Annotated in this window: 16 protein-coding genes and 1 pseudogene; 14 read left to right on the top strand and 3 right to left on the bottom strand. The window is 65.4% G+C overall.

Features of this window, described 5'->3' with window-relative positions; all coding sequences use genetic code 11:
* Nucleotides 1-4: 4 nt before the first annotated feature.
* Nucleotides 5-1,564 carry an ankyrin repeat domain-containing protein gene (locus tag AB1411_12050; protein ID MEW6544331.1) on the bottom strand — a complete coding sequence of 520 codons (1,560 nt, stop codon included), beginning with the start codon at nt 1,562-1,564 and terminating at the stop codon, nt 5-7.
* A gap of 187 nt (nt 1,565-1,751) precedes the next feature.
* The gene (locus tag AB1411_12055) at nt 1,752-1,976 is read right to left on the bottom strand and encodes a type II toxin-antitoxin system VapB family antitoxin (GenBank protein ID MEW6544332.1); all 225 of its coding nucleotides are present in this window, start codon (nt 1,974-1,976) and stop codon (nt 1,752-1,754) included.
* Nucleotides 1,977-2,158: 182 nt separating this feature from the next.
* On the opposite strand from AB1411_12055, the gene der reads away from it, so the two are divergent.
* From der to AB1411_12085, 6 genes are all read left to right on the top strand, one after another.
* Nucleotides 2,159-3,514, top strand: a complete 1,356-nt coding sequence (gene der / locus AB1411_12060; protein ID MEW6544333.1) for a ribosome biogenesis GTPase Der — start codon at nt 2,159-2,161, stop codon at nt 3,512-3,514.
* Nucleotides 3,515-3,771: 257 nt separating this feature from the next.
* Nucleotides 3,772-3,960, top strand: a complete 189-nt coding sequence (locus AB1411_12065) for a DUF2892 domain-containing protein (protein MEW6544334.1) — start codon at nt 3,772-3,774, stop codon at nt 3,958-3,960.
* Between the two features lie 14 nt (nt 3,961-3,974).
* Nucleotides 3,975-5,054, top strand: coding sequence for an efflux RND transporter periplasmic adaptor subunit (locus tag AB1411_12070; GenBank protein MEW6544335.1), 1,080 nt, complete (start codon nt 3,975-3,977; stop codon nt 5,052-5,054).
* A 74-nt stretch (nt 5,055-5,128) separates the two neighbouring features.
* Nucleotides 5,129-8,578, top strand: coding sequence for an efflux RND transporter permease subunit (locus AB1411_12075; protein ID MEW6544336.1), 3,450 nt, complete (start codon nt 5,129-5,131; stop codon nt 8,576-8,578).
* 101 nt (nt 8,579-8,679) lie between these two features.
* The gene (locus tag AB1411_12080) at nt 8,680-10,065 is read left to right on the top strand and encodes a sigma-54 dependent transcriptional regulator (protein MEW6544337.1); all 1,386 of its coding nucleotides are present in this window, start codon (nt 8,680-8,682) and stop codon (nt 10,063-10,065) included.
* 21 nt (nt 10,066-10,086) lie between these two features.
* The gene (locus AB1411_12085) at nt 10,087-11,334 is read left to right on the top strand and encodes a protoglobin domain-containing protein (GenBank protein MEW6544338.1); all 1,248 of its coding nucleotides are present in this window, start codon (nt 10,087-10,089) and stop codon (nt 11,332-11,334) included.
* Here AB1411_12085 and AB1411_12090 read toward each other — a convergent pair.
* Nucleotides 11,311-11,814 carry a response regulator gene (locus tag AB1411_12090; GenBank protein ID MEW6544339.1) on the bottom strand — a complete coding sequence of 168 codons (504 nt, stop codon included), beginning with the start codon at nt 11,812-11,814 and terminating at the stop codon, nt 11,311-11,313. The two genes, AB1411_12085 and AB1411_12090, sit on opposite strands and share 24 nt — an antisense overlap.
* A gap of 469 nt (nt 11,815-12,283) precedes the next feature.
* On the opposite strand from AB1411_12090, the gene AB1411_12095 reads away from it, so the two are divergent.
* From AB1411_12095 to AB1411_12130, 8 genes and pseudogenes are all read left to right on the top strand, one after another.
* Nucleotides 12,284-12,685, top strand: a complete 402-nt coding sequence (locus AB1411_12095; GenBank protein MEW6544340.1) for a response regulator — start codon at nt 12,284-12,286, stop codon at nt 12,683-12,685.
* Nucleotides 12,686-12,735: 50 nt separating this feature from the next.
* Entirely contained in the window at nt 12,736-14,130 is a 1,395-nt protein-coding gene (locus tag AB1411_12100; protein MEW6544341.1) for a sigma-54 dependent transcriptional regulator, read from the top strand.
* Nucleotides 14,131-14,328: 198 nt separating this feature from the next.
* The gene (locus tag AB1411_12105; protein MEW6544342.1) at nt 14,329-15,726 is read left to right on the top strand and encodes an ATP-binding protein; all 1,398 of its coding nucleotides are present in this window, start codon (nt 14,329-14,331) and stop codon (nt 15,724-15,726) included.
* Between the two features lie 74 nt (nt 15,727-15,800).
* Nucleotides 15,801-16,247: pseudogene (locus AB1411_12110) on the top strand (response regulator).
* Between the two features lie 122 nt (nt 16,248-16,369).
* Nucleotides 16,370-17,365: a hypothetical protein gene (locus tag AB1411_12115; protein MEW6544343.1), complete on the top strand. Its 996-nt coding sequence runs from the start codon at nt 16,370-16,372 to the stop codon at nt 17,363-17,365.
* A gap of 102 nt (nt 17,366-17,467) precedes the next feature.
* Nucleotides 17,468-17,983 carry an NADH-quinone oxidoreductase subunit B family protein gene (locus AB1411_12120; protein MEW6544344.1) on the top strand — a complete coding sequence of 172 codons (516 nt, stop codon included), beginning with the start codon at nt 17,468-17,470 and terminating at the stop codon, nt 17,981-17,983.
* A 525-nt stretch (nt 17,984-18,508) separates the two neighbouring features.
* Nucleotides 18,509-23,407, top strand: a complete 4,899-nt coding sequence (locus AB1411_12125; protein MEW6544345.1) for a multicopper oxidase domain-containing protein — start codon at nt 18,509-18,511, stop codon at nt 23,405-23,407.
* A 311-nt stretch (nt 23,408-23,718) separates the two neighbouring features.
* Nucleotides 23,719-23,926 (top strand): hypothetical protein (locus AB1411_12130; protein ID MEW6544346.1); only part of this gene is annotated, 208 nt, incomplete at its 3' end.

Below are 23,926 nucleotides of genomic sequence, written 5' to 3' on the forward strand. Positions count from 1 at the left end.
GCCTTTACGGATTGGCCCGCTCGACCAGCCTGACGCCCTTCGTCAGCAGCTCCGTATTGCCCAGCAGTTGCGGCGTCTGCTCGTTGTGAAATTCCCGCCGGGCGGTGCGCTCTACGTTTGGTTTGAGGTAGTCGAAGACTTCGGCTAATTCGATGCGCCCGTCCTGGTTGCGATCCGCCTCGCCCTGCAGGCCCTTGAGGAAGAAGTAGGTCAACAGTCCATGACTCTTCTGCTCGTAAGTGCTGGAGACTTGCGCCCCGGAACTGGCGGCGAGCACCATAAGCTTGCCCTTGGCTAAGACCGGATTCTCCACCGAGAGCACCATCGGCCGCATCCCCTTCGCGATCACCGACCGGCCACCCGCGCCGGAGAAGCAGGAATCGAGCATCACGACGACTTCTTTGGCGGGAAGGGCCGCGAGCCGGTCATAGAGCCGGTCCAAGGGATAGCCGGTCTGGTCCACGAAAGCTGGATCGCCATCGTACGGGACGAGGAACGCCTTGCCGGTCTTCGGATTGGGCGCGCCATGCCCGGAGAAGTAGATGAAGACCGCATCATCTTTCTCGACACGATCCGGCAGCCAGCCTTCGATGTACTTTTCTACCCCCGTCTTTGTCGCCCGGTCGTTGAGGAGCACGACCACATTCTCCTCCGCATAGCCGAGCGACTTGGTGAGATACTGCCCCATGACCTCGGCATCGTGGGCGGCGAAGTCGGCTTTGGGCAGCTTCTGTTGATACTGCTCGATGCCGACGATGACCGCATAGGCGTTCGCCCGGGCCTTCGCGCGCTGGACCGGCGGCGTATCCACGTCGCTGGTCGGGACGCTGACGGCAGCCGGCGGTGCGGGAGCGACGGCAGCAGGAGGTAACGCGATCGTTGGAGTTGTTCCAAGCTGCCGCGCCTCAGCCTGCTGAAGGAGCCGCACGATCTTGGTGTATCCCTTCTCTTGCGCAACCGCTAAGGGAGTACGGGGCGAGGACGTAAAGGTCCATTCCCGTCCCTTAATCCCCGGATCTGCACCATGTCCCAACAAGAATTGCACGATCTCTGTTTTCCCTTCATGTGCCGCTATCCAAAGAGCCGTCTCGCCAGCGGCATCGTGGCTATTGACATCCGCTCCTCGCTCCAGCAGAAGCTGAACTATTGGCAAATCCCCTCTCCTTGCAGCAAAGAACAAGGCGGTTCCAGCATCTCCCTTCGCGACATCGGGATTAGCCCCGCGATCAAGGAGAAGTCGTATGATCGGTAAATCACCCCTGGAGGCCGCAACTTGTAACGCGGTAAATTGTGTATGCAAGATACCCTCCGGCTTATTCACGTTGGCGCCGCGATCCAGCAAGAGCCGAACCACCTCCACATTGCCGCTCCTGACGGCCCCGACGAGGGGAAGATTCTCTCCATACGGGCCGGTTGTCTCATTTATGGCTGCGCCTTGGTCCACCAGGGTCCGAACAGCATTCAGATCACCGCGTTCCGCCGCGTTGTACAACTCCGAGGCGCAGCCGGCCAACGCTCCCGCAAGGAGCGCTGCGCCCAGCACGATCCCGATGCGTGTCCCCATGGCTGGCCTCCTAGCCCGCACTGTTCACGACGATTCGTGACGAAACCGCGCAGACGCGTCGCGAGACAGGCGCGTGGAGCCGGGAGGGAGGCATACTCGTGCAGTATGTCGACCGACTGAGCAGTGAGCCCGCCTGTCGCAGCAGCGTATCCGCGGTTGCAGTAGAAGCGTTCATGAATATTGCGGGCTAAGCTACCCCCGCTCGAAGACTCTTGTGATCGTACTTGGCTCGAAACTTCACCCGGCCCCGCAATTCGCGCAGGTCTTTCCGGCGATGCATCGCGATGAATTCGCGCAAGGCGAGGTCCACCAGCTCTCGTTTGGTCCGGACCTGAGCGAATCGAAGCGCTTCCTTGATCAAGGCGTCGTCCAACTCGATGTTGGTGCGCATGGCGTACACCGCCCGCTGCACAGTATGTTGTGTATATGCGATCCCGTCAAGCGCGCCGGTCTCTTTCTTCTCTCCCGCTCGTTTCTTGTCTTTGCCGAAACCCCTGTGCTACCGTTCGTTGCGCGGGGAAATCGTCATTGGTCAATCGTCATCCGTCAATCGTGAGAGAATCAACCCGCATCTAGGCGTTGCTTGTGACTCCCATGACCGACCGCTCATCACCCATCACCCATCACCCATCACCGCTCCCGGTGATCGCCATCATCGGCCGGCCCAACGTGGGCAAGTCCACGCTGTTCAACCGCATCCTGGGCACCAGGAACGCGATCGTGGACGACGTGCCCGGCGTGACGCGCGACCGGAACTATGCGGACGGGTCTTTCCGAGGCCGGCCTTTTCGGCTCGTGGACACGGGCGGGCTGGATCCGGCCGCGACCGAGGGCATGCTCGCCCTCATCAAGCAACAGTCGCGGATCGCGATCGCCGAAGCGGACGTCCTCGTGCTCGTCATGGACGGACGGGCCGGTCTCACGCCGGCGGATGAAGAGATCGCCGGCCTCCTGCGCGGCGTGCGGAAGCCGGTCTTCTTCGCCGTCAACAAGATTGACACGCCCAAGTCGGAGCCCCTGCTGGCGGACTTCTACCGGCTCGGGCAGGATCGCCTCTTTCCCGTGTCGGCCGAGCACGGGATCGGCGTGGACGAGCTGTTGGACGCCGTCCATCCGCTGCTGCCGGAATCCGGGGACGGCCCCTCGGTAGCCGACCTGCCCCGGATCGCGATCGTGGGGCGGCCGAACGTGGGCAAGTCCACGCTGGTCAACAGCCTGCTGGGGGAGGAGCGGGTGCTGGTCAGCGATCTGCCCGGCACCACGCGCGATCCGATTGACACGCTCGTGACCTACAAGGACCGGCGGTACGTGTTCACCGACACGGCCGGCATCCGGCGGCGCGGGAGGATCGAGCGGGGCATCGAGGGCTACAGCGTCGCCCGGGCCCTGCGCGCGATGGGTCGCTCGGACGTGGCCGTGCTGCTGCTGGACGGAGTCGAAGGCATCACCGAGCAGGACACGAAGGTCGCCGGGCTCGTGCTCAAGCAGGGCCGGGCCTGCGTGCTCGTCGTGAACAAGTGGGACCTGCGGGAAGGGGACGAGGCGGCCCGCGCCGACTACGAGGCCGACCTGCGTCGCCGGTTTTCGTTCCTGCCCTGGGCGCCGGTCCTGTTCGGATCGGCCCTGAAGCCGGACTCCGTGCAGGCGATCTTCCGGCTGCTCGACCGGGCGGTCGCGTCCTTCACCAGACGCGTCCCGACCGGCCCCTTGAACCAGTTTCTGCAGGCCCTCCTCGCCACCAACCCGCTGCCGGTCCGCAAGGGCAAGCCGTCCAAGGCGGTCAAGTCGGTGTTCATCACCCAGGTCGCCACGAAGCCTCCGGCCTTCGCGTTCTTCGTCGGCCACCCGGAGGACGTGGACAAGAACTACCTCCGTTTCCTGGAGAACCGCCTGCGCGAGCACTACGACTTTCTCGGGACGCCGGTCCGCATCCTGGTCAGAAGGAAATAGCCGCACCGATTGTAGCGTCCCGCGCCTCGGAGGATTGCGCCCTGTAGCCTTTCACGCCAGCCCATTCCGGCCCTCTCCTGCTCGCCCAAGTCGAGGCCGATTCTAACTCTTTGAAAGATTGTCGTTTATTCTCCACCGCGACTTTGCCAGTCAAAACGCCTGGTTTGGCACGCCTCTGGCGAATCCGTTCGACGGTTCGTGCCTCTATACCGGCGAAGCGGGAAAACCCGACGGAGGGAACCATGACCCGACACGAGATGCGCGTGAACGACTGGCTCCGCCTGATTGCCGGCCTTTTCGTCCTGCTGGCCGTTTTTCTTGGCGCGACTGTCCATCCTTACTGGAACTACTTCGCCGCCTTCGTGGCCCTGAATCTGATCCAGTCCGCCTTCACCGGCTGGTGCCCGATGATGGCGTTGCTCCGGCAGCTCGGGGTCCAGGACTAGCGGAACGGGCTATAATGGCCGCCGTGCTCGCCATCCTCCGATCAGCCCACCGAGTGATCCTGTTTGCGACGGTTCTTGCCCTGTCGCTCGCCGGGTGCAGCCCCGGTGACGAGCCGGTGCCGCCCGCAGCCTCCACCCCCGCACCGGCCGTGGTGCAGGGGTCCGTCGTGGAAGTCGGGCTCGCCCCCCTCCCGATCCGTGTCGAAGTGACGGGCCAGGTCGCCGCGGCCTCCCAGGCGACCCTGTCCAGCAAGATCCAGGGAACCGTCCAGGAGCTGCCGGTGCGGGAGGGCTCGGCGGTCTCCAAGGGTCAGGTCCTCGTAAGGCTCGACAGCCGCGACCTGGAAACGAATCTGGCGCGGGCGGAAGCGGAGCTGGAGAATGCACGGAGCACCCTGAACCGCATCGAGCACTTGCTGGCGCAGGATGCGGCGACGAAGCAGGAGGTGGACGACGCGCGGCGGACGTTCAAGGTGGCGGAGGCCGGCCGCCGGGCGGCGCAGGTTCAGCTCAGCTATACGGTCATCAAGGCGCCGTTCAGCGGCGTGGTCACGGAGAAGAAGGTCGAGGTGGGCGAGCTCGCCTCTCCCGGCCAGCCCCTCCTGAAGCTGGAGGATCCCCGCCGGCTCCGCCTGGAGACGACCGTGGCCGAAGGGGACCTCAAGGCGATCCAGCGCGGGGCCAAGATGCCGGTCACGATCGACGCCCTGGGGCCGACACCCCTCCAAGGCACCGTCGCCCAGATTCTCCCGACCGGCGATCCCGCGACCCACACGTTCCTGGTGAAGATCGACCTGCCGCCCGCGCCGGGGCTGAAGACCGGCATGTTCGGCCGGATGCAATTCGAGAAGGGCACCAGTCAGACGATGGTGCTGCCCAAGTCGGCCGTCATCGAGCGGGGCCAGCTCACCGGCGTCTACGTCGTGGGCGGCGACCGCATCGCCCGCCTGCGCTGGGTGAAGGTCGGTCGCCGGTTCGAGGACCGGCTGGAGATTCTGTCGGGCCTCAACGTCGGGGAGCTGGTCCTGACCGACGCGGCGAAGGGCTCCGACGGGGCCCGCGTGGAAATCATCGCGGCGGGACCGCCGCGATGAGGTGATCGGTGATGAGTGATGCGTGATTGGCGCTTGCCGCTGTCTGTCGTCGCAACTCACACCCTGGCCCGTGTATGACCCATCACCCATCACCCATCACCCATTACGGTGTCTCCGGGCGCATCGCCGCCCTCTTCATCGCGAGCAAGCTCACGCCGCTCATCATGCTCGGCGCCCTGCTGCTCGGGCTCTTCGCGGTCCTCCTGACTCCGCGCGAAGAGGAACCGCAGATCGTCGTGCCGATGGCCGACGTGTTCATCCCCTTCCCCGGCGCCTCGGCGAAGGTCGTCGAGGAGCAGCTCACCAAACCGGTCGAGCGGGCGCTCTCCGAGATCAAGGGCGTGGAGTACCTCTATTCGACCTCCAGCCGCGGCGGCACGCTGATCGTCGTCCGGTTCTACGTCGGCGAGCCGATGGAGCAGAGCCTCGTGGACCTCTACGACAAGCTGATGTCCAACCAGGACCTGTTTCCCCCCGGCTCGGGACCGTTCATGGTCAAGCCGCGCGACGTCAACGACGTCCCGATCGTCACGCTCACGCTCTCGAGCGACCGGTACACGGACTTCCAGTTGCGCCAGCAGGCCGAGTTGCTCCTGGAGGAAGTCAAGAAGGTTCCCGGCACCGCCGGCGGCTTCATCGTCGGCGGACGGCCCCGCGAGCTGCGGGTGCAGCTCGACCCGAGCCGGTTGAAGGCCTACGGCGTGACGCCGCTCGAGATCGCCGGCGTGATCCGGGGGGAGAACCTGGCCCTGCCGTCCGGGCGCTTCGAGAGCCAGAACCGGGAATTCCTGGTCGAGACCGGCCGGTTCATCCGGTCGCGGGAGGATCTGGACTCCCTCGTCGTCGGCGTGCAGGACCAGCGGCCCGTGTACCTGCGGCAGGTGGCGGACGTGACGGACGGGCCGGGCGAGCCGACGAGCTATGTCTGGCTCGGCCTCGGCCCGGGCGGTGGTGAGACAAGTGGTCAGGGGTCGGGGGTCAGCGACAAGCCGACGCAGAAGGTCGTTCCGTCCATCACACCGACCACCACCCCCTTGCCACCGACCACGTCCGAGTCGCCCGCGGTGACGGTCGCGATCGCCAAGCAGGCGCGCACCAACGCGGTCACGGTCGCGCGCGGGGTGCTCGACAAGGCCGGGGAGTTGAAAGGCACGGTCATCCCGGCGGACGTGCGCGTGGCCGTCACGCGGGACTACGGCCAGACCGCGGACGAGAAGGCCAACGAGCTCCTCTGGCACCTCCTGATCGCGGTCGTGTCGGTGGTCCTCTTCCTGGGACTCGCGCTCGGCCCCAGGCCGGCGCTCGTGGTCTCGATCGCCATCCCCCTGACCCTGGCCCTCACCCTCTTCACCTCGATGATGATCGGCTACACGATCAACCGGGTCACCCTCTTCGCCCTGATCTTCTCGATCGGCATCCTCGTGGACGATGCGATCGTCCTGGTGGAGAACACCTACCGGCACCTGCAACTCCGGAGTCGGCCCCACCTGGAAGCGTCCATCTACGCGGTGGACGAGGTGGGCAACCCGACGATCCTGGCCACCTTCACGGTGATCGCGGCCCTGCTCCCGATGGCCTTCGTGTCCGGCCTGATGGGCCCGTACATGCGCCCGATCCCCGTCAACGCCTCGATCGCGATGTTCTTCTCCCTGCTCGTCGCCTTCGTGGTCATTCCCTGGTTCTGCCAGGCCTGTTACCGGAAACGTGAGACGTCAGACGTGAGACGTGAACCCGACCTTTCCGAGTCCGCCGCGTCTCACGGCTCACCTCTCACGTCTCACGAGCCCGGGTGGGCTTACCGGCTCTATCAGAAGCTGCTGACCCCGTTGATGGCCCACCCGGTCGTCGCCTGGGCCTTCCTCGCCCTGATCGCCCTCCTGCTCCTGGCCGCGGTTTCGCTCTTCTACACCAGGCACGTGGTCGTCAAGATGCTGCCCTTCGACAACAAGAGCGAGCTGCAACTGGTGGTGGACATGCCGGAGGGGACGACGCTCGAGGAGACCGCCCGCGTGACCCAGGCGCTCACCCGCTACGTGCGGACCGTCTCCGAGGTCCGGGACTACCAGGCCTACGTCGGGACTTCGTCCCCGTTCAACTTCAACGGGCTGGTGCGCCACTATTTCCTCCGCCGCGACCCGCACCAGGCGGACATCCAGATCAACCTCGTGCCCAAGGAGGCGCGCCAGGCCCAAAGCCACGAGATCGCGCAGCGCCTGAGGCCGGAGGTGCGGCGGATCGCCGGGCAGTACGGGGCCAACGTGAAGGTCGTGGAAGTCCCGCCGGGCCCGCCGGTGCTCTCGGTGCTGGTGGCCGAGGTCTACGGCCCGGATTACGAGCGGCAGCGGGCCGTCGCGCGGGACGTCCGGAAGCTCTTCGAGGCCGCGCCGGGCGTGGTGGACGTGGACGACTATCTGGAGGCCGATCAGGTCAAGTACGTCTTCACCGTGGACCGGGCCAAGGCCGCCCTGGCCGGCATCCCCTCGGAGGAGATCGTCCGCACGCTGCGGATGGCCCTGGAGGGGATGCCCGCCGGGCTCGTGCACATCCCCCAGGAGAAGAGCCCCGTGCAGATCGTGCTGCGGCTCCCCCTGGCCGAGCGGACGGGCTTGGAGCACCTCGGCGAGATCGCGCTGAAGGGCAGGGCCGGGTTGGTCCCCCTGTCGGAGCTGCTCGTCGTCGAGCAGACGATCCAGGAGAAGGCGATCTACCACAAGAACCAGAAGCCGGTCGTCTACGTGATCGGCGACGTAGGCGGGCCCGGGGCTGAAAAGGCTGAGAGCCCGGTCTACGGGGTGCTGGGAATCGGGAAGTTGCTGGAGGCCTACCGGCCCCCGGAGGGCTACCAGATCGAGCAGTATTATGCCGCGCAGCCCTGGTCCGAGTCCCGCCTCGCCGTGAAGTGGGACGGCGAGTGGCACATCACCTACGAAACCTTCCGGGACATGGGTCTCGCCTTCGCCGTGGCCATGCTGCTGATCTACCTGCTGATCGTCGGCCAGTTCCAGTCCTTCCTGACCCCGATCATCATCATGGCCCCGATCCCGCTGACCCTGATCGGGATCGTGCCGGGCCATTGGCTGACCGGATCCTACTTCACCGCCACCTCCATGATCGGGTTCATCGCGCTGGCCGGGATCATCGTGCGCAACTCGATCCTGCTCGTGGACTTCATCCAGATTCAGCAGGCTCAGGGCGTCCCGCTTGCGGAGGCGGTGATCCGGGCCGGGGCAATCCGCACCAGGCCGATCCTGCTGACCGCCGCCGCTCTGATGGTCGGTGCCTTCGTCATCATCCTGGACCCCATCTTCCAGGGTCTGGCGGTCTCCCTCCTGTTCGGGGTCGGCGCCTCGACCCTCCTGACGCTGATCGTCATCCCCGTGCTCTACTACACCCTGGCTGGGGGACGCCGCCCGTCCGTCTCCTCGTCTCCCGCGCCCCCCGCCGGTCCGCCGGACGGGCAGGCCGGCTCCGCGCCCTCGGTCGTGCCGGCTGAGGCGAGAGCCGCGTTGGAAACGGCGCCGTAGCCCGCCCTCTTTCTCCTCTACCGCTTGGACTTGCGTTTGACGCCCGATCCTGGCATCTTTATGCCGACTTGTCGCGAAAGGAGACGTCACCCGTGAGCCGCATGGGCGGGCCAGCCGCACCCGACGCGAGCGGCCGCATCCTGATCGTGGACGACGATGCGGACATGTGCGCCCTGCTCAAAGACGTGCTGGCGGATCGGGGCCACCAGGTGACCGCCACCCAGAGCGGCCGCGACGCGCTGAAGCGGCTCGCCGAGGAGGATTACGAGGTGGTGCTCACCGATCTCCGCATGAAGGAGATGCAAGGCATCGAGCTGCTCGCGGAGGTCAAGCGGGAGCACCCCGAGATCAACGTCATCCTGATGACGGCGTTCGGCTCGGTGGAGACGGCGATCGAGGCCATGAAACAGGGGGCCTACGATTACCTCATGAAGCCGGTCAAGGCCGAGGAGCTGGCCCTCGTCGCCGAGAAGGCCGTGCGCGAGGCCGCGCTGCGGCGCGAGGTCACCCGGCTGCGCCAGGAGGTCCGCAAGGAGTACAGCTTCCACCAGATCCTGGGCAAGAGCAAGCCGATGCAGGAGGTCTTCGACCTGATCCGCCGCGTGGCCGACAGCCCGACCAACGTCCTGATCACCGGCGAGAGCGGCACCGGCAAGGAGCTGGTCGCCAAGGCCATCCACTACAACAGCGCGCGGCGGGAGTCCCCGTTCGTGCCGGTGAACTGCGCCGCCATCCCCGAGGCGCTGCTGGAGAGCGAGCTCTTCGGGCACGTCAAGGGGGCCTTCACCGACGCCAAGGCCGACAAGCGCGGGTTGTTCGAGGAGGCCCAGAAGGGCACGCTTTTCCTCGACGAGATCAGCGAGCTGCCGCTCATGCTCCAGGCCAAGCTGCTCCGGGCCATTCAGGAGCGGGAGATCAGGCGGGTGGGCGCCACGCGGTCCGTGCCGGTGGACGTCCGGATCATCGCGGCCACGAACCTGAACCTGGCCGAAGAGGTCAAGGCCAAGCGCTTCCGGGAGGACCTCTACTACCGGCTCAACGTGATCGAGATCCGGCTCCCGCCGCTGCGCGAGCGCCGGGAGGACATCCTGCTGCTGGTGGACGCGTTCCTCCGCAAGTGCGCCGAGTCCGGCGGGAAGGCCGTGCGGGGCATGAGCGAGTCGGCCCTGGCCCTGCTGATGGACTACGCCTGGCCCGGCAACGTGCGGGAACTGGAGAACGTGATCGAGCGGGCGGTGACGCTGGCCCGGGGGGAGAAGATCGCGCCCGAGGACCTGCCCCAGGCCATCCAGGGCTCGCGCGGGGAGCGGCGGGTTCTGGACGAGGCGGCGGAGCGCATCCTCCCGCTGGAGGATCTCGAGCAGGAATACATCATGCGGGTCCTGGAGAAGACCGGGGGCAACAAGTACCAGGCGGCCATCGCGCTGGGGATCGACCGGAAGACGTTGTACCGCAAACTGTCGGAGATCGAGGAGCGGAAGAAATAGCCGCCGGCTGAGCGTTGAGAAATGGACGACTGGCAAACCCGAAAAGACTACCTCCTCCTGACGGAAGAGGAAGAGGAGGGGCTGAAATCCCTCCAGCCGCTCATGACCCGTCACGTGGGCGAGCTGGTGGACGGCTTCTACCGGCACCTGCTCCAGTTCGCCGAGACGCGGAAACTGCTGTCGGACGAGTTGATCGCCACCAGGCTCAAGGACGCCCAGCAACGGTACCTGCTCTCGCTCGTCACCGGCCCCTACGACGAAGCCTACCGCGACGGGCGGATCAAGATCGGCGAGGTCCACGAGCGGATCGGGCTGACGCCCAGTTGGTACCTGGGCGCCTACGCGCTCTACTTGAACATGCTCCACCCGCTCATCTTCAAGGAGTTCCGGGGCCGGCCGGAACGGTGCCAGTTCCTGCGGATCGCGCTCACGAAGATCGTGTTCCTGGACATCCAGCTCGCCATCGAGGCCTACATCCGGAAGTCGTCGGACAAGCTGGAGTTCGCCAACAAGCAGCTCGCGGAGCTGAGCCGCCAGTTGGAGAAGGGACTGACTCAGAAAAAGAGGGATCTCCAGGAGACTCAGGAGCAGCTTCGGCAGACCGAGCGGCTGGCCGAGCTGGGCACGCTGGCCTCCGGCATGGCCCACGAGATCGGCACCCCGATGAACGTGATCCTGGGGCGGGCCGAGTACCTGATGCAGCGGACGCAGGAGGACGCGACCAAGAAGGGACTGGAGACGATCGTCGCGCAGGTCGAGCGCATCACCAGGATCATGAATCAACTGCTGACGTTCGCGCGGCGGCGGCCGCTCGAGCGGCGGCCGCTGGACCTCAAGCGGACCGTCGAGGACTGTCTGGAGGTCGTCCGCGAGCGGCTGGGGCGGCACCGTATCGAGGCCGAGACCCGCTTCGCCCCGTCCCTCCCGCCGGTGCACGCCGATGCGGATCACATGAGCCAGGTGCTGCTCAACCTCGTGATCAACGCCGTTCACGCGATGCCGGAGGGGGGAACGTTGCGCATCGGACTCGACCCGGCGGGAAGCCACGTCCGGATGACGGTGACCGACACGGGCCACGGGATCCCCAAGGACGCGCTCCCCAGGATCTTCGATCCCTTCTTCACCACCAAGGAGGTCGGCAAGGGCACGGGCCTGGGGCTCACCGTCGTGCACGGGATCGTCCAGGAGCACGGCGGCACGATCACCGTCGAGAGCGAGCCGGATCGCGGCACGACCTTCACGGTCCTACTGCCCGTCCAGCCGGCTTAGCTCCCGCCGCCCGCTCCAGTCTTTTCCCCCCGTCCCCCCGCGCGGACACTCCTCCCACTCCCGTGCCCTCTCCTCCCCACGCTTTCGCCGAATCGCATTCAGCAGAACGCGCCGGGCGAGCGAGCCGTCCACGCGCCTCTTCATCAGGTAGTCCTGCGCCCCTTCCCGGAGAGTCTGGACCGCCAGGGGTTCGTCGTCCCCGGCGCCCATGACGACGATGGGGAGGTCGCCGGCAGCCGCCTTGATCTTCCGGACCACGTCCAACCCCCGGCCGTCCGGCAGGCAGAGATCCAGCAGCACGACGTCGAAGCGCCCATGTTCCAGCGCCGGCACCGCCGCCTCCACCCGGTCCACCCGGGAGATTTCGAATCGCGGTGTTTCGCCGCCCGGGACGTCCTGATCCTGCAACAAGGCCCTCATCAGGACGGCGTCTCCCGGATCGTCCTCCACCATCAGCACGGAAATCGCTGCGTCACCCACGTTCTTTGTTCCTTTACTTCCGGTCCCTCGATCCTGTACTCTCCGGACCGAACGCCCTTTCATCCTGCTTCGGGCCGGCGGGGAGCTGACTCGATGAGCTGCAAGCACGGGATGTGCCAGGTGTCGGCTCGCCCCGCACACCGTCCCGAGCGGGAAGGCCAACCAGGCGGAATCAGTTGTCCTGGGCCGACGACGGAGAATCGGATTGCATCGAACGCTCGGCAGCGAGCCTTTCGAATCGTTCATCGGATGGGGCATCTTGCGCCAGAAACAAAACCGGGGTCTGTAGTGATTCTCTCCACTTACACCTCCGCATCATAAACGCTGCGGTTCGTTAGTATCGGTAACCATCTGAAACTTCTAGACTTTCCTTGATCACGGAATCAGCGTAACGGGCATGTCTTTTGCTGAACTTCCCCCTTCAACGGTGCCGGATTCTTCTGCCTTGGGAGACTTAGGGAGGCTCAGCGTGGGGAAGCAGCAGGTGATGTTGTTGGTGGTCGAGGACGATCTGGCGATGCGGAGCCTCCTCTGCGACGAGTTGTGGGACCTTGGCGCGCGGATCATCGAGGCGGGCGACGGCGACGAAGCCCTGGAACGGATCAGCGAATCCGTGCCCGATCTGATCGTGACGGACCTCCGGATGCCGGCCGGCGGGCTGGATTACGTGGCCCGGCTCCGGACCCTGGCACCCGCCTGCCCCATCATCCTCATGACCGCCTTCGGAGACGCGAAGACGAGGGAACAGGCCAAGCAGTACGGCGTGGCCGCCTATTTCGACAAGCCGGTGCGTATGCAGGACCTGAAGGCCGCGATCAAGAACCTGCTCCTCAACCACAACGCCAACGGTTCCACCGGGCCGCATGCCTGACCAGCAGGGTCGAGCAATCGGCAATCATGTCACCACGAGGGGCGCGCGAGATGGCCGGATCTCAGATGGACTCGCTCTCACTGACTGACCCCGTGCTCTCCGCCCGTCTGGAGGCCGTCCGCTTGCTGGGCGACCGGCTCACCGAGCCGGTGACGGTCATTGACCGGCGATTCAACCTCCTGTACGCCAACCGGCCCGCCTACGCGACCGCCGACTGCCGGGGGGCGGGAGGATCTCCCACCAAGTGTTACGCCGCCTTCGTGCGCCGGTCCACCCCCTGCTCCTCCTGTCCGGCCAAACGGGTGTTCGACGAAAGGATCGTCGCCCCTTCGACCGAAGAAGTCGCCGCCGACTGCGGGCTCGTGAAGGTCTTTCCCCTGTTCGGAGCGGACGGCGAGCCGGCCTGCGTGGTGCAGATTCTCAACCCGTCGTCCCGCGCTCCGGGGATCGGCCAGCCTCCCTCCGTTCCGGCGGCCCGACCGGCCGCGGAGCCGGCCCAGGCTCGTCTCGGCGAATTGATCGGCGCCAGTCTCCCGATGCAGCACCTCTTCGAGATGATCCGGCTCGTCGCCGACAGCCAGGCCACGGTCCTGCTCCAGGGCGAAAGCGGGACCGGCAAGGAGCTCGTCGCGCGCACCATCCATCAACTGAGCTACCGGCGGGACAAGCCCTTCGTCGTGGTGGACTGCGGCTCCCTCCCCGAGACCCTGTTGGAGAGCGAGCTGTTCGGCCACGTGAGAGGCGCCTTCACTGGCGCAACGGCGAACAAGAAAGGCCTGTTCGAAGAGGCGGACGGCGGGACCCTCTTCCTGGACGAGATCGCCAACACGAGCCAGCATTTCCAAGCCAAGCTCCTGCGGGTCCTGCAGGAGGGGGAGATCAAGCCGGTGGGGAGCAGCCGTTCGACCAAGGTCAATGTCCGGGTCGTCTCCGCCACCAACAAGGACCTCCATGAGCTGGTGAAAGCCCGGGCCTTCCGCGAAGACCTGTATTATCGCCTGGCGGTGCTCCCGCTGGTGCTGCCTCCGCTGCGGGATCGCAGGGAGGACATTCCTCTGCTGGTCCGGCACTTCATCGAAGCCTCCTGCAAGCGGCATCGGAAGCCGGTCCGCGACGTGGCGCCCGACGCGATGCAGGCCCTCGTGCAGGCTCCCTGGCCGGGGAACATCCGGGAGCTGCAGCACACGATCGAGCGGGTCGTGGTGACCGCGCCGGGCCCGGCCCTCACGCTGAAGAATTTCTGCGGGGTCGCCGGGGGGCCGGCCGGAACGCCCCCCTGCGCCGATCTCCGGAGCGTGGCGCGCCACGCCGTGCACGAGGCGGAGCGGGCCCGCATCCTCGAGGCGCTCCGGCAGGCGTCCGGCAACCGCGCCCGCGCGGCCCGTCTCCTCAAGATCAGCCGCGCCGGCCTCTACAACAAGCTGCGGGCCTATGGAATTGAATGATCGCTTCTCTCCCTGATCTATCTGCCTTGCATACGGCGTGGACGTCGAAACCCCGTGGAGCCCTCCCCCGACCCGCGCTTGGATGTCCCGGCCGGGTGATCCTGCCCTTGAATGCACCGAGCAGCTTGCACGGCCGTAGCGGACTGCCTCCGCGTGGGAGCGCGGCTTCGCGCCCACGAGCCTGACCGAGGAGTAGCGATGTTCCGTCCCGCACCGGAGCCGACGCTGTTTCAGGTCGTTCCCTTCCGCCTCATCGGCGCGGTGCTGCTCATTCTTGCGCTCGCGGTCTCGGTGCTGCTCCTGTTCAGCATCGAGCACGAGAAGTTCGTCGTTCACGGCCTGACGGAAGGGAAGACCATCCCCACGGGGCTGTTTCCGGCCCTCTGGCAATCCCGCCGCGATCTGATCGCGATCGCGGTGTTGCTGTTCCTGGTGAGCGCCATCGGAATCGCCGCGGTCATCACCTTCCTCCATTACGGGAACACGCGTCGGACTCTGGAGGAAGTCAAAGGCCTGGCTCGCAACATCCTGCAGGGCATCCCGACCGGGATCCTGACGGTGAGCCAGCACGGGCTCATTACGGCGGTGAACCCTGGGGCGGAAGCCGTCCTCGGCCGGTCCGCAGCCGAGCTGTTGGGTCATACCTACGATTCGATCTTCCCGGAAGGAGATACGATCCGGGTGGTCCTCGACGGGGCCCTGCACGGCCGCCATCACGTCGAGCACAGGGATCTGGTCTACGAAAGCGCCAATCGGCCGCCGCGCACGATCCGCGTCAGCAGTGCGGAGCTGACAGGAGACCATGGACAGCCGGCGGGCGTAATCTTGCAGGCACAGGACGTGACCGAATGGCTGGCCCTCGAACGGCGCGTCCAAGTGGCGGAAAAGCTCGCCGCTCTCCACACCCTTTCCGCCGGCGTGGCCCACGAACTGCGAAACCCGTTGAGCGCGGTGGACCTGAACCTCCAACTCCTGGAGGAAGAGTTGAGCGGTCACGGTCCGGCGTCGGCGAAGGTGTCGCGATACATCGAGGTCTTGGAGGCCGAAACCAGACGGCTCACCGGCATCCTGGACAACTTCATGAAGTTTGCGCGTCCGGCAACGATGACGCTCCACGAAGTCGACGTCAAGCGTTCGATCGCCCACGTCGCATCACTGATGCAATATGAGGCCAACGAACAGGGCATCGAACTCCGGGTGTTGCTCGCCGACAGACTGGGCCGCGTGCTGGGCGACGAAACCCAGCTCAGCCAAGTCCTGGTCAACGTCCTCGTGAACGCGTTTCACGCCATGCAGGCCGGGGGAACCTGCACCATCAAGGCGGAGAATCGCAGGGTGGGCGGGAAAGAGTGGGTGGAGATCCTGGTGCAGGACACGGGCGTCGGCATCCGGAAGGAGGAGCTGGTGCACCTGTTCGAGCCCTTCTACACGACCAAGCCGACGGGGAGCGGTCTCGGGCTCGCGATCGCCTATCGAATCGTCCAGGATCACGGCGGGATGATCGACGTCGAAAGCCAGCCCGGAAACGGAGCCTCCGTGACCGTTCGCCTTCCGATCAGGCCGGCCGGGCATCAGGCCGAAGTGGCCACGCCATGATCCCCCCTGCGGACATCGTGGTCGTCGAGGACGAAGTGAACATCCGCACGGCGCTCGTGACCATGCTGGAGAAGATGGGCCATCGCGCCAGCGCGGCCGGAACCGGAGAGGAAGCGCTCCGCATGCTCGAAGAGGCCCGGACCGACGTTGATCTGGTGATCACGGACCTCAAGATGCCCGGCATGAGCGGCCTGGACCTCCTCCGATGGGTCAAGGAATCCTGGCCCGACTCCGAAGTGATCGTCACGACCGCCTACGGTTCCGTCGAAACCGCGGTCGAGGCCATGCGTCTGGGCGCCTACGACTATTTGACCAAGCCCGTGGACCGCGAGCGGTTTCCGGTGGTGGAGAAGGCGCTGGAGCGGCGCGGGCTCGCGGCGGAGAACCGGCAACTCCGGGCGCGCCTGGAGACGCGGGCGCGCTTCGAGACGATGATCGGCGAGAGCGAGCCGATGCGGCGGATCTACGACCTGATCGAGATGGTCGCCGGCAGCGACGCGACCGTGCTCCTGGCGGGCGAAAGCGGAACCGGCAAGGAGCTGGTCGCCCGCGCAATCCATCAGAAGAGCGGCCGGTCGGGCCGATCCACGCCGGGATCATCGAGCCGGGGCACTTCCGGTTCTCGGTCGCCGGCGAGCCGATCATGCAGCTCGAGATCCACCATTTCTGGAAGCATCGGGGCGTGGAGAAGCTATTCGAGCGGCAGACCCTCTCGGGGGCGGTCCCGCTCGCCGAGCGGGTCTCCGGCGACACCAGCGTCGGCCACAGCCTGGCCTACTGCCAGGCCGTCGAGGCGCTGCTGGGACTGGAGGTGCCCAGGCGCGCGCGGTACCTCCGGAGCCTCTTCCTCGAACTGGAGCGTCTCTCCAATCATCTGGGCGACATCGGCGCCATCTGCAACGACACGGCCTACAGCCTGGCCCACGCCCATTGCAGCCGGATGAAAGAGCAGATCATGCAGCTCGGCGACCGGCTCGCCGGCTCCCGTTTTCTCCGGTGGACCAACCGGGTGGGCGGCGCCGCGCTCGATCTCTCGGCAGATCAATTAGCCGAGGTGACCGGAGAACTCGACGCGATCGAGCGCGACTTCTCCGAGCTGGAATCCATCATCTTTGCCAACGCGTCCCTCACGGACCGATTGGAGACGACGGGGGTCCTCAAGGAACGGACCGCCTGGGACCACGCGGTCATGGGCGTGGTCGGACGGGCCTCCGGCATCAACCGGGACCTCCGCCGGGACCGGCCGTTCGCGGCCTACGACGAGCTGCCGGTGAACGTCGCGCTGTATCGGTACGGGGACGTGCGGGCCAGGCTGAGGGTCCGCATGGACGAGGTCCACGAGTCCATGAGATTGATCAGAGAAATCCGCGCGCGCATCCCGCAAGGTCCGGTTGCGGCTGAGCCGACCCGCACGCCCGCACCCGGTTCCTGGGCCCTGTCGGCGGTCGAGGGCTGGCGCGGCGAAATCCTGTACATGGTCATGGCCGGAGAGGACGGACGGATCCATCGTTGCAAGGTGCGCGATCCCTCGTTCGTCAACTGGCCGGCGATCCAGTGGGCGGTGATCGGGAACATCGTCCCGGACTTCCCGCTGATCAACAAGAGCTTCAACCTCTCGTATGCGGGGAACGACTTATGATCGGGCGCGGGGCGCGAGGCACGTGGCTCGGGGTACGGACATGAAGGCAGTTCCCCGAGCATCGAGCCCACTAGCCTCGTGCCTACCGACGAAAGGAGGGCCATGTTTCGCATCCTGAAGAAAAGCCTGAAAACCGGCGTCGTGACCGGCCGGCATCCTCGTGCCGACCGGACCGGCGGGCCGACCCCGTCGGAAACCAAGGAGAAGGCCAAGCCCTTCCGGCGCTCCCTGGCGATCCGCGAGGTGGACACCGGCTCCTGCAACGCCTGCGAAATCGAGATGAACGCGCTGATGAACCCCGTGTATGACGCGGAGCGCTTCGGCGTGCATGTCGCCGCCTCTCCCCGCCACGCCGACGCCTTGGTCGTCACCGGCCCCGTCACGGTGAACATGGAAAAACCCTTGAAAGACGTTTACAAACAGACCCCGGATCCGAAGATCGTGATCGCCCTCGGGGACTGTGCCATCCATTGCGGAGTCTTCAAGGGCAGCTATGCAGTGACCGGTCCGGTCGAGCGTCACGTTCCGGTGGACCTCCGCATCCCCGGCTGCCCGCCCAGGCCGGCAGAGATTCTGGCGGCGCTCGAAGCGTTGCAAGATCGCTCAGCCAGCGAATAATCGTTGCGGCTGTCCCTTTCTGCATCAATGCCCACCCCAATCCGTCCAAATGATTGGACAGCCCATCCTATTGATTTTGCGCTGAGTGCCCAACCCGTTTGCTGGACCCGTCCAAGGCGGTGGAAAAACCCTTCGTGGGCGGGGACAGATCAAGGTTGGCGCTGTCGTTGTAACTCACTGATCTATCTGCGCTATTTGTCATTCACCTCTTCCGATCCCTTCTGGCATATCCATTGCGCAATATCCCCGCCGCTGGTGAAGGGCAGGGGAGCTAGGACCGGCCTCCGAATGACCCTGAACCGTGCAAACGGCGATTTCCCTTCACCAGCACTTTATTAATTAAGGGCGACGAGTCGCGGACGACTCAGAGTGAGTAGCCAAATGGCCGGCAACGAGAAGCGACTCACCGCGAGTTGTCCGGGTTTTTCAGGTTTCAAGCTACGCGCGATGAGCCGTTAGCTTGGGATGAAAGGAGGCCGTGTTATGTCATGGTTCCATTCACAACGCAGTCGGCGCGCCACGAACGTGGCAACCGGGCTGCAAGCGGCGGTGCTGGCGAGCAGCCTGATCGCCTCGCCAACGGCGTTCGCCGCAGAGGGGGGAGCGCAGTCCCATCAGGGCCATGCCTCCCCCGTATCCATGCCTGGCTGGACCCAGTCCTTGAAGGGCCAGACCATCGTGGAAGAGTCCATCGAGGGGCGCGCCGGGCGCTCTGAGAAAGTTGAGCTGCAGCACCATCGGCTCATGCGCCGGCTCGAAGAGCAGGCGCAGAAGGACGCGCAAGCCCAGGTGACCTCCGGGGCCTTCAACGGCATGTCCATGATGCACCAGTACATGGGCCAGGACGGCTCCAGCTTCCTGCTGGCCTCGGACAGCAAGGCCGAGCCGGTCGCGATGACGGGCGGCAAGTGTCCGGCGGGGGTGCCGACCAAGCAGTATGACGTCTCGATGATCAGCGTCGAGATCACCTTGAACCGGTGGCTGGACTACTATCCCGGCTACATGTACGCCCTGACCGAGGACATCGGCAAGATCAGGGCCGAGGAGGCGAAGAACAAGGCGGCGCGTGAGAAGGAAGGCTTCGATCCCGGCGCCGTCAACACCGGCCTCCAGGGCGACGCGATCCAGCCGCTGGTCCTCCGCGCCAACCAGGGTGACTGCGTCAAGCTCACCCTGCGCAACCAGATGAGCGAGGAGACCGGCAGCCTGCACGTCTCGGGCGCCAGCATGGTGGTCAGCGCCACGGGCAAGGCCGCGACGACCACGAACCCGGATTCGGTCGTGGAGCCGGGCAAGGCGGTGGAGCTGGAATGGTACATCAACCCGGGCACGCAGGAAGGAGTCCGGCAGTTCCACTCCTACAGCAACGACCGCGAGCTGACCGTGATGGGCCTGTTCGGCGCGTTCGTCGTGGAGCCGAAAGGATCCAAGTACCTGGATCCGCTGGGCACCGGCGCCGCGCCTGAGACCAAGAGCGGCTGGCAGGTGATGATTGACAACGGGTCCGGACCGGACTTCCGCGAGCACGTGATCTTCTATCACGAGGTCGGGGACGAAGCGTTTCGGCCGTTGAACAAGAAGGGTGACTTCCTGCCGCAGCGCGACCCGCTCACCGACGCCTACCGTCCGGGCGGCCGCGCATTGAACTACCGGAGCGAGCCGTTCGGCATCGACGAGATGCATCTGCAGCACGAGTACTTCGGCTTCGAGGATGAGTCGCTGGCCTACAGCGCCTACACGTTCGGCGATGCGCCGACGACGATTCCTCGCGGTTACCTGGGCGATCCGACCAAGTGGCGGATCGTGCACGGGGGCTCGGAAGTGTTCCATTCCCACCATCCCCATAGCGGATCCATCCGCTGGATTCGCAGCCCGCGGGCTGAGCCGCAGGACTTCTGGGCGGCAGGCGCAGATGGACCGATCAAGTATCCGGTCGTCCGGACTAAGTCGGACCGGGTGGACGTGGAAGTGATCGGACCGTCGGAAGCACTGGACCTCGAGGCCGAGGGCGGAGCGGGACAGTCCCAGCACCTGGCGGGCGAGTTCCTCTTCCACTGCCACGTGGCGCACCACTATGTGGCCGGCATGTGGGGCTATGGCCGCGTGTACAACACGCTCCAGGTCGGCCAGGGTCACACCGACACGATGCCGGACTTGCGGGAACTGCCGGACCGGCAGGGCCGGATCAAGATGGGCGTGACCTCCGACAAGCTGATCGGCACGACCGTGGATTGGTTCGGCAAGCAGTTCAAGATCGTGAACAAGAGCCAGAAAACCAACTGGAAGGCCAACCCGGCCATCGTGAACATCAAGGACTGGGTCGAGATGTTCCTGCCGGCGCAGGGCAAGCCTGGCCACACGGATGACGAACGGGGCCAGATTATGTCCTACGACGCGACCGTGTGGGACTGGAAGTGGGACGGCGACGTGGCCAAGGGCGAGCGGGAGAGCACGGCCAAGAACCCGAAGTATCCCGCCGCGGACAAGTGGTCCGACAGCACCCGTCCGGCGATTCTCTTTGATCCACTGACGGGCAAGATGGCCTGGCCGCTCTTCAAGCCCCACTTCGGCAAGCGCGTGCCGTTCTCGGCGAACCACAGCGGCGCGCCGTGGCTTGAGCCGATCCATCAGGATGAGAACGGCGAGCGGACCAGCGAGCCGGCCAAGCCGGGTGAGAACGGCCGCTGGAGCCTGTGCCCGGAGAATGCCGGCCAGAAGTTCTACAACATCAAATTCATCCGGCTTCCCATCACCCTCTCCAAGAAGCAGGGGAAGGAGCCGGCGATCGTGGACAAGGACGGCCTGATCTACGTACTGGCCGAGGAAGAGAAGCAGGTCAGAGCCAACGATGACCTGAAATACCCGCTCGTGATCCGCGCGAACGTGTATGACTGCGTGGATTCGATCCTCACCAGCGAATGGGACGACGACGACTTCACGAACTTCCAGTCGTCGAAGATCAACATCCATCCCCACTTCTTCCAGTTCGACACGGGGAACTCGGATGGCGTGATCTCGGGCTTCGAGTACGAGATGTCGGTCCGGCCGTACACCATGCACGAGAAGAAGACCAAGCATGGGTTGCCGGTGCCGATGAACTCCAAGCTGGTGGAACCCGCGAAAGCCGGAGCGAAGTCCATCAAGATCAAGATGGCGACCGGCGCGACCAAGTACCACGTGAACACGGAGTTGCAGGTCGGCGCGGATTGTGTGGAGCCGAGCAAGGACACGTCCACGTCGCTGAAACGGGACGCGAGTTGCGCGGAAGTCGCACGGATCAAGGAGATCAAGGGCGACGAGATCACGTTCTTCAAGCCCTTGAAGCACAACCACCCGGCGGGCGATATCGTCACGCCGGAGTTCGTGCGGTACCGGTGGTGGGTGGACGTGGACATGGGCACCGTGTTCTGGCACGACCACGCGTTCGGCGCGACGACCTGGCCGCACGGCGGGTTCGGCGTGACGATCGTGGAGCCCTACGGGTCCACCTATCACGATCCGAAGAACGGCAAGCTGGTGTGGAGCGGTCCGATCGCGGACATCCACAGCACCGAACCGATCGGCTACGGGGTCAGCGGCAGCTTCCGCGAGCTGATGGTCTCCATCCACGACACGGTGCCGCACACCGTGAACGTGATCCAGGCGGGGAATCCGCCCGGACAGCCGGTGGAAGTGGCGCTGGAGGCCGGGAAGACCGTGTCCTTCCAGATGCCGGAAAAGATCCTGAACACACCCAACCCGTTCATCAACGGCGGGACGCACACGACGGGGAGCGGCTTGAACTTCCGCGCCGAGCCCTTCGCGCAGCGGCTCGCGAACAATTCTGACGCCTCGGTGCTCTTCAGCAGCGCCGTCCATGGAGACCCGGATACACCGTTGTTACGGGCGTACGTGGGCGACACGATGGTGTTCCGGCTGCTGCACCAGTTGATGAACGAATCGCACGTCTGGACCATCTCGGGCCATACGTTCCTGACCGAGCGGTACGCCGGGGACGCCAATCGGAAGTACTCGATCCACGTCGGGATCGCCGAGCGGTACGACCTGGTGACCAAGGCGGGCGGCTTCCAGGGCATGCCGGGCGACTACATCCACTTCAACGGCCGCAGCTCGCACTTCGCCGAGGGTGGATGGGGCATCGTCCGGGTGCTCGACAAGGAAGTGCCCGATTTGCAGAAACTGCCATCCGGGACCAGGCCGGCCGAGATTCCGGCTGCGCCGTCCTCGGTCTGTCCGGCCGACGCTCCGGTGAAGACCTTCAACGTGGTGGCGATGGACCGCCCACTGAAGCTGAACCCGAAGGCGCCGGACGCGATCGAGGTGGACTTCGAGCGGAAGATTGAGATGACGGTGCCCGAGGGCAAGATCTTCGCCCTCGAGGAGGAGGTCACGAAGGTGGCGGGCAGCGTGATGCCGAGTCCGCTGACGCTGCGCGTGAACCTCGGGGACTGCATCAAGGTCAACCTGAAGAACAAGATGGCCAAGAGCAAGGCGTCGTTCTTCGCGCCGGGCCTGGCCTTCAACCCGAAGGACTCGCTGGGTCTGAACGTCGGCCACAACGGCGGCGATCAGACCGTGGCACCGGGCGGCAGCCGGACCTACACCTTCTACGCGCACCCGGCGAACAAGGAGACGACGTCGCTGGTGTGGGACGGCGGCAATATCGTGACCAATCCGCGCAACGGGCTGTATGGGGCGGTGATCGTCGGGCCTCGGGGCTCCCAGTATCGGGACCCGGCAACCGGCGAGGACCTGTCCCAAAAGAACGCCTGGCGCGCGGACGTGATCGTGGATCGGAGCCTGCCGGAGAACGCCGGCAAGGCCAACTACCGGGATGTGGCCCTCTTCTTCCAGGACGAGGACAACATCATCGGGACGGCGTTCATGCCCTACGTCCAGAACGTGGCGGGCTTGACCTCGGTGAACTACCGGGCCGAACCGTACAAGTTCCGGGAGGAGCAGGGCTGCGCGCTGGGCAAGGTCTTCCAGCCTTGCAAGGTTGACGCGCCGGAGGATCCCGTGACGCCGCTGATCGAGGCGCACGCGGGCGACCCGGTCCGGATCCACGTGATCGGCGCCAACAACGAGCAGAACGGCATGTTCTCGGTGGAAGGCCACGAGTGGCCGATCGAGCCCTACATGCCGGGCGCCGACATGATCAGCGTGGTGGAGTACTCCGGGTCCGAGACCCTGGATGTCTTCCTGCGCGGCGGCGCGGGCGGTCCGTACAAGCTGGCGGGCGACTACGTCTGGTCCAACCAGCGGCTGCCCTATACGCAGTCCGGGCAGTGGGGCTACTTCCGGGTGCTGCCGGCCGGCGATCAGCGGATTCTCCCGCTGACGAGCAATTCGGTCGGAGCCAAGCAGGCGGAGGCGCCGAGCCAGCCCGAAGGGGCCAAGGCGATCCCGACTGCATTGAAGTAACCGTAGCTCCGACAGCATCACAACCGGGCGGGGGAGCTGCAGAACATCGCGGCTCCCCCGTTTCGTCTTGGCAAGGTGCTATTCAGATATCAGCCGTCAGCTTTCAGCTACCCGACCCAAGCTGATAGCTGACAGCCGATGGCTGAATGCTCACCCAAACTGATATATTGACGCCGGAGGCAACGCAACTATCCGCCTGCATCGGATCACCATCCGTTGGGTACCCGTTGCACTCCCCGGGAGCAACGGGTACCCCGAAGGCCAACGGGGGTACCCGGGCGGATCAACCAAAAACCAGTGAGGAGGCCGGAATGAATCGAGCGAAGCGATCTCTGACGTGCATGCTCGTGGGAACGGCGGTAGCACTGTGGGTCGGTACGGGCCAGGCCGCCGCCTACGAGGAAGTCACGGTGACGGACGGCGGCACGCTGACGGGTACGGTCACATTGGTCGGCCAGGTCCCGAAGCCCAAGGGCTACAACCTCACGACGTTGCCGGACCCGGTGTATTGCGGGCGCA

The sequence above is a fragment of the Nitrospirota bacterium genome, from assembly GCA_040757595.1.
In the GTDB taxonomy this organism is placed as follows: Bacteria; Nitrospirota; Nitrospiria; order Nitrospirales; family Nitrospiraceae; genus JBFLWP01.